General features: G+C 43.0%; 9 protein-coding genes and 2 pseudogenes. 2 read left to right on the plus strand and 9 right to left on the minus strand.

Going from position 1 to position 12,046, the window contains the following annotated elements; translation table 11 throughout:
* Window positions 1–83: 83 nt before the first annotated feature.
* The gene (locus ACFI6L_RS19850; RefSeq protein ID WP_273001132.1) at window positions 84–257 is read right to left on the minus strand and encodes a hypothetical protein; all 174 of its coding nucleotides are present in this window, start codon (window positions 255–257) and stop codon (window positions 84–86) included.
* A gap of 375 nt (window positions 258–632) precedes the next feature.
* Window positions 633–2,354, minus strand: coding sequence for a DUF5666 domain-containing protein (locus ACFI6L_RS19855; protein WP_273001133.1), 1,722 nt, complete (start codon window positions 2,352–2,354; stop codon window positions 633–635).
* 749 nt (window positions 2,355–3,103) lie between these two features.
* Here ACFI6L_RS19855 and tnpB point away from each other — a divergent pair.
* The gene (gene tnpB / locus ACFI6L_RS19860; RefSeq protein ID WP_435787355.1) at window positions 3,104–3,412 is read left to right on the plus strand and encodes an IS66 family insertion sequence element accessory protein TnpB; all 309 of its coding nucleotides are present in this window, start codon (window positions 3,104–3,106) and stop codon (window positions 3,410–3,412) included.
* A 50-nt stretch (window positions 3,413–3,462) separates the two neighbouring features.
* Here tnpB and ACFI6L_RS19865 read toward each other — a convergent pair whose 3' ends face one another.
* From ACFI6L_RS19865 to ACFI6L_RS19890, 6 genes are all read right to left on the minus strand, one after another.
* Window positions 3,463–3,648 (minus strand): hypothetical protein, encoded by a 186-nt coding sequence (locus ACFI6L_RS19865; RefSeq protein ID WP_273001135.1) that lies wholly within the window; start codon window positions 3,646–3,648, stop codon window positions 3,463–3,465.
* A gap of 294 nt (window positions 3,649–3,942) precedes the next feature.
* Window positions 3,943–4,245 carry a DUF3240 family protein gene (locus ACFI6L_RS19870; RefSeq protein WP_273001136.1) on the minus strand — a complete coding sequence of 101 codons (303 nt, stop codon included), beginning with the start codon at window positions 4,243–4,245 and terminating at the stop codon, window positions 3,943–3,945.
* Window positions 4,238–7,306 carry an efflux RND transporter permease subunit gene (locus ACFI6L_RS19875; RefSeq protein ID WP_273001137.1) on the minus strand — a complete coding sequence of 1,023 codons (3,069 nt, stop codon included), beginning with the start codon at window positions 7,304–7,306 and terminating at the stop codon, window positions 4,238–4,240. The genes ACFI6L_RS19870 and ACFI6L_RS19875 overlap by 8 nt, the downstream gene beginning before the upstream one ends.
* The gene (locus ACFI6L_RS19880; RefSeq protein ID WP_273001138.1) at window positions 7,303–8,352 is read right to left on the minus strand and encodes an efflux RND transporter periplasmic adaptor subunit; all 1,050 of its coding nucleotides are present in this window, start codon (window positions 8,350–8,352) and stop codon (window positions 7,303–7,305) included. Before ACFI6L_RS19880 ends, ACFI6L_RS19875 begins: the two co-directional genes overlap by 4 nt.
* The gene (locus tag ACFI6L_RS19885; protein WP_273001139.1) at window positions 8,349–9,530 is read right to left on the minus strand and encodes a hypothetical protein; all 1,182 of its coding nucleotides are present in this window, start codon (window positions 9,528–9,530) and stop codon (window positions 8,349–8,351) included. The genes ACFI6L_RS19880 and ACFI6L_RS19885 overlap by 4 nt, the downstream gene beginning before the upstream one ends.
* A gap of 152 nt (window positions 9,531–9,682) precedes the next feature.
* On the minus strand, window positions 9,683–10,171 hold the full coding sequence (locus ACFI6L_RS19890; protein ID WP_273001140.1) for a helix-turn-helix transcriptional regulator: 489 nt from the start codon (window positions 10,169–10,171) through the stop codon (window positions 9,683–9,685).
* Between the two features lie 1,007 nt (window positions 10,172–11,178).
* Between ACFI6L_RS19890 and ACFI6L_RS19895 the strand changes: the two are divergent.
* A pseudogene (locus tag ACFI6L_RS19895) lies at window positions 11,179–11,427 on the plus strand (transposase); the annotation flags it as partial.
* A gap of 275 nt (window positions 11,428–11,702) precedes the next feature.
* Here the strand turns inward: ACFI6L_RS19895 and ACFI6L_RS19900 are convergent.
* Window positions 11,703–12,046: pseudogene (locus ACFI6L_RS19900) on the minus strand (hypothetical protein); the annotation flags it as partial.

A 12,046-nucleotide genomic window follows, 5' to 3' on the forward strand; every position in this document is an offset into this window, starting at 1 on the left:
AAGTAGCAAGGTCAAAAACGATATAAACATTACTCGTGTTATGAGTAGATGTTCTGACCACTTTACTTTTGTGTGGGATGAACTTACTTCGTCATCATAAACAGCTTGGTTCCGCTCAGGCTGTGAAAGCAGTTTTTCAGAGCGTGCAGCATGCGCCGCTTTGTAGCGCTCAGGAAAGCCGGTGCATCGATATTCGCAATAACGTCTTCGAGTTCTTCCACAGAATAAGAAGCGTAGTTTGGTGCGTTGTCGTGCATGTTGGTATATCCCTATCCTTGGGATCTACAGTCATTTTTCACAATTTTAAGCTCCCATTTCCTAAGGCACTTGTTAACAGTGAAGAACCTAGAGTTTAGTACTTACAAAACATAGCCAATACCCAGATGGAGCATTAAGAGACTTTATGAGTTTGAATAGTACGTTGGTCGCCTGTTACTAAGTTTGCAAATGCGCTTTTTCGGTTACAAATGTGAGAGAATATTAGGAAGTTGGCTGCGTTGGCAAAAGGCCAGAATCATAAATTATGAAAAATAGGCCTAGGTATACGCAGAATTCCGCATACCTAGGCTCGGTACTCTCATGTAGTAGAGGTTAAAATACTTATAAAGACGTGGTTATTGAATGATTCTACTCTAATCATCCTCTAGCTCCGCTTCATATGCATTAATGACATTGTTTGATGACCAAGTGCCTTCAACTTCAACAACATCATTTATTTGCAAAGCAGCTATAAACTCATCAACAGAAACACGCCTATCGTCAATTTCAAGTTTGGTTGCATTTTTAATGTCCACGGTATAAGAACCCAGCGTAAATGACGTAGCGGAAAGTATATCGGTGATGCGGCCTTCCAATTCTACATAACCACTGCCACCTTCGCGATCATCATCACCGTCATCATCATTGTCTTGAATCTCAAGCTCAAACTTCGCAGGGGAGAATATGCCGTCTGTATCGAACGTCCCGTTTATCTCAACATAAAGCCCGCTAGCGAGTTGGTTGATAAATTCGGTCAATGCAACTCGGGTATCATCAACAACATAAATTGCTTGTTGTGATAGCGGTATTAGTAGTCCTGATACTTCAATTTCCGAATTAGAAAAGGCGATAATTTGCCCTTTAATTTCAGATTCTTCGTAACGTTCTTCTTCACGCTCCCGCTCGATTTTTAAAATGGTAAAGCGTTCCTCTTTCTTGGCGTAAACCACTTCCACAAAATCATTGAGCTGCAGAGAAGTAAATGAAAAATATTGATCATTTTCGGCCTCATAGCGTGTCTGTGAATTCGCAAAGTATGTGTTGCCTCCAACGGTGAGAGTCATTGCTTCATAGTCGATTGCGGTAATTGCGCCTTTGAGCACGCCATCATTACTATACTCATTCTCAAACTCGATATGGTTGATAACAAAGCTCCCATTTACAAAAGATCCCTTTAGTTCAACCAAGACTCCAACTTTCAGGTCTGTAGATGAGCCATTAGAGAAAGTAACTGAGTCACTTAATTCAAATTGTTGCCCATTAACGTCCAATGTATTGGCGATATTGTCGTAACCAGTAATAACGCCCTCTATTTCCGCCTCTTCATATTTGTCGTGGTTATCATAGTTTTCTACTTCAACTTCAATAGCAACAAAATCATTGTCGTTAAAAGTGCCTTCAACTTTTACAAGTACTTGATTTGCCAGGGCTCCTTCAACTCGGGAATTAGAGTAATCAACCGAGACACTCCCAATCGAAAACCGCATATTATCTAGATCCAAATTCTGAATGAGGCCGGTAATATACTCGTTTTCTCCGTTATCGGTATCAGATTCTTTTTCAATATAAGTTGCCTGAAACTGTCCGTCTACCAGTGCATATCCACTTACTTCTACCCGGTCTCCAACGCTTAAAGATGCCAGCGAAATGGCAATGAAATGAGTTAAGTCGTCGTAGAAAACTTCGACACCTGAGACAGTAATAAATTGGTTTACACGGTCAATAGACTGCACAAAACCTTTCAGTCCTGAGTCATACTCAATCTGCTGTGCCGAGAGTGTTTCGCCGCCTTCATCGCTAACTAGGTTGATGTTCATTCCTACTCTTAGGCTTTCAATACTCTGACCTTCTCGTCCATTAATAACAATATTTGTACTATCGGTATTATAGCGCTCTCCATCAAGGAACACGCTGCCAAACCCAGTGATGATACCTCGTTTAGCAGTGCCGGTAGTCGTTGTTGTGCCTTCAGGGGGCGGCGCCGTTTCTGGGGGCGGAGCAGATGAGTTGCTCGTTTCGTTGAGTTCGGTGCTGTCACCACCGCCGCAGCCGATGAGAGCTAATGGCAAAATAATTAAGGCAATAATTTTATTCATAGAGGAAACCCGTTGTTAATCCAAATTCGAGAGTAGTATTTACGAAAATTTCTAAACATTAAATAGGTCATTAGTAACAAATAGAGTGGGTCAAATGACCTATATTCGAAGTTTTAACCTGTTTTTTAAACATTATTTAGTGTGACGAACAACCGGCATATTTCTAATGGCATGAGCTCGGAAACTTGTGAAATCATGAATATAATACTGAAGAGATCTAAAGGACTTTTAGTTTCTAGTCGATTCTGAGATTTTCTCTGATAAAGTAATGTTATTTTTTCCAATTCCCTTTGACTATCTCCGGCACTAGACGTTCATCTACTGATTTTTATAGTCTAAACTAAGGTCTGTAAACCAAAGCAATGTTGAATATCAATTAATTAAGACTTGCGGGTCTGTGCAAGGATACAGGTGTAATGAAAAAGCTGGGTGCTTTTAGATTTTGGTCGTTGTTTAAGAGAAAGCGAGCATTTTAGACCGTCTTTCCCGAGCTGACTCAACGCTTAACATAGGCTCCCTGGATTTAACAGTCAGAGATTAGTGTACGAGTGAGAACATTACAGTTTCGGGCTTTTATCTTTGGGGCAAAAAGCTGTCAGCTATTCCCCATTCCGTTGATGAGCCTCAGGAGTGGTTATCACTTACGCCTTCGGTTTCTCGGGAGTCTGAACAGTGGTAGATTGAATTGGCTCTGTCTGGTGGTGTGGTCCTGCGAATGAACAGCACGAGCTGATGTTACCCATTAACCAATGGGCGAATTTGGTTGTATACTGCCGGCACTGGTGCAAAACCAGTTGGGTATGCAAGCGCATTGTGGTGAATGGTTTGTGTTTATCAATAAGCGCCGGACACAGATAAAACCGCTGTATTACTACCAGGGGCGTTACTGCTTGTGGAGCAAACGACTGCTCAAGCACAAAAAGAAAAAGTTCTCAGATGATATTCGTGCGGTAGGTGAGCATTTGATCAGGGAGAAGCAAGAGGAGTATATCTTTGGATGCGAAGCGCGGCTGGACATGGAAAAAATGCCCATGCACGAGGATAACCCCAAACACTAAATGGATGAATACGGTCTAAAATGGTCGCTTACATAGCAAGAGTGCACAAGCTAGCCGGCGGACACGGTTTTCGATGCAGCCATCAGGGCCTGCGCTAATACTTGGCCGCCAAAAACGCGACCGGTAGATGATGGCAACCTATGCCCTAAAAACTCATCATTTTCCGATACACTAACATCTAATGCTTTTACATCTAGCAGTTCGGTTAACCAATACGTTGCCGGCAATTCCTTCATATTGTTCCTTTATCGCGAGCTATTCACAGCGATTGATGGCACAACCCACGACTTGTATTCACCTAATAAACATCATGCGTCAGCGCCAATCTGCACCTAAATACCTTATTAACTATAAAGTGAAACGCCTTTTATTTGTGGCTATTTTTGAGGAATTCCCATCATAAATTTGATTACTCAACTATAAGTTAATCAGAAGCTATTGAGCTTAGGTGTTCAGCAAAAATCGATAGCCCCTTACATTCGCAGCGTCTGGCAATTGCGGTATCAGTTTTTATGCGGGTTAAAAGAAGGTTAAATATGCCCGTGTGAAATTACTGGCGATAACACATAACGCATAGGGTTATGTGTGTTAACACTTTGCAGTGCGCTAATAATAGCATTGGTGTCTTTATCGCTATGCAGAATATCAAGTTTCCAAAGCTGCCGCCCGCCAGCCACTTGTTCAGCAAGGTCTAATTTTGCATTGTCACGACTGTAACCAAAGCATGGCGATATCGAAAAGCCAGAAATACAGGTAAGTGGTAATAAGCAATCTATTACATCCTCTTTGCGCTTTTGTTCAACATAAACAGTAAGGTTAACCGTGTCAGGCATGTTTCCCTCGCTCCCAGTAATAGTAGCCAATGGGCAATAAATACAGCGTTATAAACGTAGAGGTAATTAATCCGCCAATTACTACAATAGCTAAAGGCCTTTGTATTTCAGCGCCCGGGCCACTGGCAAATGCGAGGGGAAGTAAGCCAAACATTGCCGTTGTTGCCGTCATTAGAATGGGCCGTAGTCTCGCTACTGCGCCGCTTTTCACTAATTCGTAAAGCGGCATCGCTTTACCCTTTAAATCTTCATAATATGAAATCATCACTACGCCATTGAGTACGGCTACACCTAAAAGTGCAATAAACCCAACTGAGGCGGGTACCGAAAGGTATTCACCGGTCACAAACAACCCAAATACACCGCCCATCAAAGCAAACGGCACGTTAGCCAGAATAAGCAACGCTAGTGACCACCTTCCAAATATGGTAAATAGAATAAGGATAATGATGACTATTACGATGGGAATAACAGTCATCAGGTTTTTACTGGCCCGTATTTGATTTTCAAATTCGCCACCATATTCTACTGAGTAACCTGCGGGCAAATTGATGGTGCTAGCTACCGCATTGCGCACTGAGTCAACAAACCCTACCAAGTCGCGGCCTTCAACATTCGATGTCACTACCGAAAAGCGAAGTGCTTTTTCGCGCTCTATAATGGCCGGGCCTTGGGTGCGCTTTATATCAGCAAGGGTAGATAGGGGCAGCAATTCGTTATTTGGCATCAATACCATCATATTATTTAATTGCGCGGGCGAGGAGAGCCTAGCTTCCCCGCGTTGAAGGTTGCCAAAATAAATAGGTGTTCTTACGCGCCCTTGTATAACGTCTCCCACGTGAAGCCCCGATATTTGCATCTTTAAATATTGAGACAAAGAAGATGTACTCATGCCATAGGTTAAAGCTACGCCTGGTTTGGGAACTACGCTAAGAAAGTCACCGCCTTCAATTAGCGTGGCGTTTACATCTACAGCGCCGTCTTGGTTGCGAACTACGTCAGCAATGTCGTTGGCTATGGCTGATAACTGCGTAAAGTCGCTACCGAAAATTTTAATTGCCAGAGTACCTGTTGTCCCGGTAAGCATTTCTGACACGCGCATTTGTATAGGCTGGGTAAACCCAATATTCATACCTGGAAAGTGCGCAAGAGCATCGCGAATAGCTGTTTCAAGTTCGCTCTTGTTTTTAAAACGCCATGTGTCGGGCGGTGATAGCTGCAAAAATATATCGGTTTCATTAAGCCCCATTGGATCTAACCCTAATTCGTCAGACCCTGTTCTTGCAACAATATGCTTTATCTCAGGAAATTCAGACAGCAAAGCAAGCTCTACCTGCTTATCTAATGCTAGCGAAGAGGCCAATGAAATAGTGGGCGATTTTTCTAATTGCACAATAATGTCGCCTTCGTCCATCACCGGCATAAAGGTTTTACCTAAATGGCCGAACAACACGCCACTTAACAACAAAAGGCATAGCACACCAGCTACCAGCAATTTACTGTGGGTTAACAGTACGCCTAGCGAATGGCGATAAAGTGCTTGAAGTTTAGTTAAGTAACCTGGGGTAGTGCCATCCTTACTGGTAAGCACATAAGATGCAACAACGGGAATAAGCGTTAGCGCAGTTAGCACAGATGCCAGCATGGCGTACACAATGGTCATTGCCACTGGCGAGAAGAGCTTTCCTTCTAAACCGGTAAGCGTAAGTAGAGGCACAAACACAACAATTACAATAGCTGTTCCCGCTATGACCGGGACGGCAACGGCACGTGTTGCTCTGTAAATAAGGTGCAGCCGGGGTAAATTTTGCGCCTTACCAAGTTGAGATACGGTGTTTTCTACTACCACTACGGCGCCGTCGACCAACATGCCTATTGCAATAACCAGCCCACCTAAACTCATTAAGTTTGCGGTTAAACCAGTTACTTTCATGGCCAAAAAGGTGAGTAGCACCACCACAGGTATAACAAGTGCCACAACGAAAGACGCGCGCACGTTACCTAAAAATAACCCAAGCACTAATATAACAATAATCACTGCTTGCCCAAGCGCACTTGTAATAGTACCCACCGCAGTATCAATTAGGGTTTTGCGATTGTAAAAAACGTCAAGGGTTGTGCCCGCGGGTAAGGTTTGTTCAATGGCCTCTAACTTTGTCATAACATCGCTGACAACCTCTGCGGTATTACTGTCTTTTAAGGCAACAATAAGGGCCTGCGTGGTTTCTTTTCCATCGCGTGTTACACCACCGTAACGGGTTAAACTGCCAAGTGAAATGGCACCCAATTGCTTAAGGGCTATAGGTTCATTTTGATAGTTGCCTACAATAATGTTACCCAGTGTGTCGATAGACGTAGCACGGCCTTCGGTGCGGATCACTAATGAATCTACACCTGCCTTAATTCGCCCTACACTGCCATTTACATTGGCTTGCTGAAGTGCACCCGACAGTTGGTCAATATTAAATTCAAAAGCGTTTAATTTGGCAATGTCGGGGGCAAACTGAAATGTTTTGGTGTAACCACCCAATACGTTTACATCGGCCACACCCGCAACGGTGCGAAGTGCTGGTCTTATCTCCCAGTCGAGGATCGATTTGCGTTCTTGTAGAGATAATGAAGGGTTTTCAATGGTAAACATAAACATTTCAGATAGCGGCGTGCTCATTGGCGCAATGCCGCCTTCAGCAATGCTGGGCAATATTGAGCTAACGGCGGCTAGCCTGGCGTTCACTTGCTGTCTAGCCCAATAAATATCTGTACCTTCTTCAAAATCTAAAGTGATAGAAGTAATGGCGTACTTTGTTGTCGAGCGCAGAATGGTTTGATGAGGTATACCTAACAACTCAACTTCAATAGGTTGAGTAATTTGTGCTTCCATTTCCTCGGCGGTCATGCCGTCGGCCTTCATAATTACTTTCACTTGGGTTGGCGATATGTCGGGGAAAGCATCTACCGGCAACGTTTGCCAAGCGCGATAGCCAAAAAATATCAACGCTAAAAAAATACATAAGATGAAAAGTCGTTGAACAAGGGCAAACTGAACAATGCGGCCTATCATTCAATACCCCCAAGGCCCAGTAAAATTCCCTGAACCGCGCTTATTGAGGACGTAAGCACTTCATCGTTATTTGTCAAATCCGGTGCCGTGAAAACCGCGCTATCGTTATCTGTGTTTCCGATAAGAGTGATGGGCACCGCTTTGAGCGTGTCATCGTGGCGAACAAATATCGATGCTTGACCATGTAAATAAAAGACGCTGGCCGCTGGAACAGAATGAGCAGATACCGACAGCTGTACCCGTACATTGACTTGTGCGCCAAGTTGCAGTGCACAGCCTTCAGGTAATGGCGCTGACCACACGCGCACAAAAAAGCGGTGGTTAATTTTTTCTATTTTTTCAACCTCGACACTGCATGAGTCAGTGTGAATGGCTTCTACAAATTCTTTTTCAGACGCATTCACAAGCGTGGTAAGACGAATAGAGTTTGGGTTGACAATGGCACCTAACTGGGTTTCTGTAGCCTGGGTTTTTATATCATTAGATCGTTGTTCAGGAAGCATAAATATACCTTTTGATGGCGCCAATAGATAACCCATATCCTCGTCTGAATGAGGCTCAAACATTTCCGCGAAATGATTCAGGTGCCCCCATGTAAGTTGAGCGTCATAATATTGCTGCGCAATGTTAAGCCACTTGTCTTGTGAAATTGCATTCACTGACGCAAGTTCGCGGTTTTTATCAAAACGCGATTTTGCTATTTTCAGCAGTGCTGTTTTAGCCGCTAGATTGTCGCGAAAATGATGGACTTCGCTGCCGCTTAACATTGCAATGCGTTGGTTTTGTTTTACGTTTTCGCCATGTGCCACTAAATACTCTATTTTTTGTGGGTCCATGGGCGATATTATTTGAAGAGGTGAACCGGGCAGTACTTTTACTATGCCAGTGGAAGCTGGCTTTTCCATCGTACTCACTGCATTGATTGGAGTGTAAGTAAGCGATAACTTACCAAGCTCACCCAGTGATACTGAGTTGCTTGCATGCACATCACAAGCTAACACCATTGAAAATAAAACCAGTACATGACGAAAAATGGCGTAGTTCACAGTGCAACTCCTGCAATCTGATTAAGTTTAGACGCAGCTTCTGCGCGACGTACTTTCATTTTTTCTAATGCTAAAATAGTATCCTGCTGTGAAAGCAACTGTTCTAGCCAAACTACTTTGGGCAAGCTATCAGCCTGCTTTAAATATAAGGCTGCAATCTCTTCACCGAGTGTCACTTGTTTCGACAGCACTTTTTCAGCCTCCTTTGTATATTCATAGGTGGCTGTGGTTTCGCTGAGTTGCTGCTGTATGCGTGCATATGTTGTAGCCAGTGAACCATTTAATGCATTGCTAGCGTCTCGCCAAAGGGCGTAATCGTTAACCGAGGTAGTATCACTTCCAGTTAGCGGAATATTCACACTTACGCCAAGTAAATTATTGTTGCCAGCGGGCCCTTTAAGCTGTCGGGCAATAATGCCCAACGTCCATGGTGCAAGCGACTGGTCGGCAAAGTCATAGTTCAAATTTAACTGTTGCTGACTTAATAAAAGTAACGTGAGCTCTGGGTGTGTTTGAATTGCGTTATCAATGTTCGGTATCACCGTTTCTTGTGGCGAATCAGGTAGGTCCTGAGTTCCCGCAATTTCTCTGTAGCGTTGTTTTGCATTGTTTAGTGCAATCTTCGCTTGAGATAGGGTGAGTTGATGAGACAACTTTTCTTGCTCCCAGCGCAGTAGTGTAGCGCGGCCAAGTTCACCATTTTGAGACAGCTTTTGTATGGTGACGTCTAGCGAATCAATCCACTTCTGCTTTTTCTTTAACCCCTCAAGTTCGGTTTGGGCCATAACTCGCCGCCAGAGCGCTTCTCTAAACAAGCCGCTTGCTAATAATGAGAAACGTTGTTCCCGCGCCTTACTAAAGCGTTGGGTTAGCTCGCTTTGCTGCTTATCTAGGGCGCGCCCTTGGGGCGATCTAAATGGCAGAAATACGCCAATTTCGTACTCATCCTCGCCATTAGCGGTATTACTTGGTAGCGCAACAAGCTGTAATGACGCAGGACCTTGAAGCCAATGATTGACTGCTTTTACTTTACGCTTTATTTGGTCGGGGTCGTTTTGATAAAGCTGAGTAAGGCGGGTGCGGGCTCCGTCGTAGATATCGGGCAAGGTTTTCGCAATACCGTTACCACTTGCTAGTAGCAGAACTAGAAAAATTAGGAATGTTAAGTAGTGAGTCATAGGTTCTCGTTTTAGAAATACACGTAATAGATTTCGGGTGCATTCATGTTCACAAACTACAATGACAATACGGTAAACAAGATGAAAAAGATATTGGGCATAGCACCTAATGTTCTAGGTCAAACCGCCTATGAAGGCTGTATTGTTATGATTTAAATCAAGTTTTCGAAAAAAAGAGCCGCTAGTTCATGCCTGCCTTTGCAATCTGCTTTACGATAAATTGCAGAAGCATGGTGGCGTATTGTTTTCTCTGAAGTACTCCGCATTTCTGCAATTTCTAACAGCGTTAAGCCTCGCAATAAAAACATGGCTACTTCTTTCTCACTTGGCGTTAAGGCCCAAACATTAAATTGTGTTTCAATCGCTTTTGAGAAAAGCTGTTTCGATTGATGTAGCTCGGCGGTTACTTTCTGCTCTCTCTCAGACGAGGCAGCAAGCTCTGCCTTTAACGCTTTTGCGTTATTAGAACGTTGGCGGATATCAAAGATAAGAAAAAGAAACAGTGCAGAGGAAACCAGAATTAAAAAAGATTCTTGAATAAGATGGGCGACTTCCGCGTCATCGGAAATATCCGCATTGAGATCTGCTATTTTAAGCACAATAATACAAATTAGCGTGATGGAGAGTATCTTGTCTTTCATTTTCCAGCCTTAAAGAAGCGATGATATGAGTTCTGATTTTTATATAACAAAAAACTTATATCAATAGCGGTAACCTACTAATTGATATTCGAACAAAAAAGTATATGTTAACACCGGTGCGTAGTAAGTGTTCATTTACCTTCAGCGCTTTACCATCACTTTATAAAGAAAGATGAATTGCTTCAATCGATGTTATGAAACTGCTTGTGCGGCTCGACATAACCCAAACTCGAACAGCAAAACGCAATCGCAGCATTATTTTCACATTCATTCATTGCGTAGTGCGCTTTACCAACTAAACTAAAGTATAACTATTGAATTCCGCCACTTTCGTGGCTGTTAATTAAAGCGTACACATAACAACGATAATGTCAGAAAACGATGCTCTCTAACCTGAGTGACAACTCTGTTTTGCGTGTGCGCGACAAAAAATGGTGAGGAGGGCAATAGCACTTTATTTTTAACGTTGAGCGTCAGCACGCTGTAGGTATTGAGAATATATTGTATGAGCCTGGCGTATTAGGTGAGCAAGGCTCATAGTTTGGCGACGCGGACCTCCCGGAGCCAATAAAGCACCTGATAAACAATGTGACTGACGGGATTGTTATCTTCGACCAGCAAGGTCGTACTATTTACAGTAACAAGCCGTTTCAGATTATGGTGGTCCAAAGCGATGTCGACATTCGCCAGCTCTCACTATCAGATATAGATTCCCAGTATTGCAAAAAAAAATACCCCTCTTCTTTTAAGTACCTTTCTCACTCATCTGGCAATATTGAAAGCCGCTTTATATATAAAGACAACACCACGTTTCTGTGCAGTTTTCTCCTATCGTAACTACCCTTTATAATCAGCCAGTCGCGCTGGTCATTGTAAAAAGTACCGGTAACGAGACAGAATAAGAGGCGGAGCTACGTGAGTTAAAAAGCATTGTTGATAAAACGTCAGATTGCGTATTTATTTTTAACCAGGATTCGCTCAAATTTACTTACATCAATCGGGGGGCTGAGAAGCTGAAAATAGGTGTCTATTTCGCCAATCTCTATTCGTCTTGGGAGCGAGGTTTAAATGAGTACTCTAACGGGTTACTACGGAAGCACATCAGCAAAGGCAGAGACCTAAACACATTAACAGATGAGCAGATTGCGCAAGCGCAACGTGCTCTGAATTTTAGACCAAGGAAGTGCCTTGGTTACAAACAGACTGATGTTGTCTTAATAAAGACGATAAATATCCAGTTTGTTAAAACGATTTGATTAGGCTATTGAAGCTCTATGTAGCACAGTTTTTTTAGTCAACTTTTTATTAATCATTACAGAAAGCTTTAAATAATCTTTTTCAGATGAGGAAGAGCGGAACCGACCAAAAGTCGCTTTTGTTTGGGGTAATTCGGGATTTGCTAAGTCACGTTGTGATTCATGCATAAAGCAGCATAAATAGGCAATTATAAAGCGACAATTAACTTGAACGGTTCGTATTGACTCATGAAAAAATAACACTTAGCCAATCGTTCGGTTATGTCGGTCTAAAATCATTCTGTTTGCATTAACTCGGTTAGTTTAGCCTGATAAGTCTGGTCACGTAAACGAAACGCTGAAATACGTCTTTGCAGGGTCCTAACTTGCCCCATATCGTGGCGATCAGGATAACGAACTGAGAGCCATTCAATAATTTCAGGGGCTGTGCAGTGAGGCTCTAATTGAAGTTTAAATTTTATATCATCCCAGGCGTGTTCAAATGGGTCTTTGCGAGTCCTCCAGGTTCTCGGAAGACTCCGTTTGTCTTTTGGCTTTTCAAAACGAAAGTAATCTAGAACTTCTGGCTCTGTGGGTGCTGTAAGACTCTGATTCAGTTCAGCCGGCTTTTCAGCATACA

It is taken from the genome of Alteromonas sp. G4i35 (genome assembly GCF_054960375.1).

Coding starts and splice junctions, on each gene's coding strand:
- tnpB (WP_435787355.1), top strand. CDS start 3,104: ATGGGCGAATTTGGTTGTATACTGCCGGCACTGGTGCAAAACCAGTTG.
- ACFI6L_RS19890 (WP_273001140.1), bottom strand. CDS start 10,171: ATGAAAGACAAGATACTCTCCATCACGCTAATTTGTATTATTGTGCTT.
- ACFI6L_RS19875 (WP_273001137.1), bottom strand. CDS start 7,306: ATGATAGGCCGCATTGTTCAGTTTGCCCTTGTTCAACGACTTTTCATC.
- ACFI6L_RS19850 (WP_273001132.1), bottom strand. CDS start 257: ATGCACGACAACGCACCAAACTACGCTTCTTATTCTGTGGAAGAACTC.
- ACFI6L_RS19855 (WP_273001133.1), bottom strand. CDS start 2,354: ATGAATAAAATTATTGCCTTAATTATTTTGCCATTAGCTCTCATCGGC.
- ACFI6L_RS19885 (WP_273001139.1), bottom strand. CDS start 9,530: ATGACTCACTACTTAACATTCCTAATTTTTCTAGTTCTGCTACTAGCA.
- ACFI6L_RS19865 (WP_273001135.1), bottom strand. CDS start 3,648: ATGAAGGAATTGCCGGCAACGTATTGGTTAACCGAACTGCTAGATGTA.
- ACFI6L_RS19870 (WP_273001136.1), bottom strand. CDS start 4,245: ATGCCTGACACGGTTAACCTTACTGTTTATGTTGAACAAAAGCGCAAA.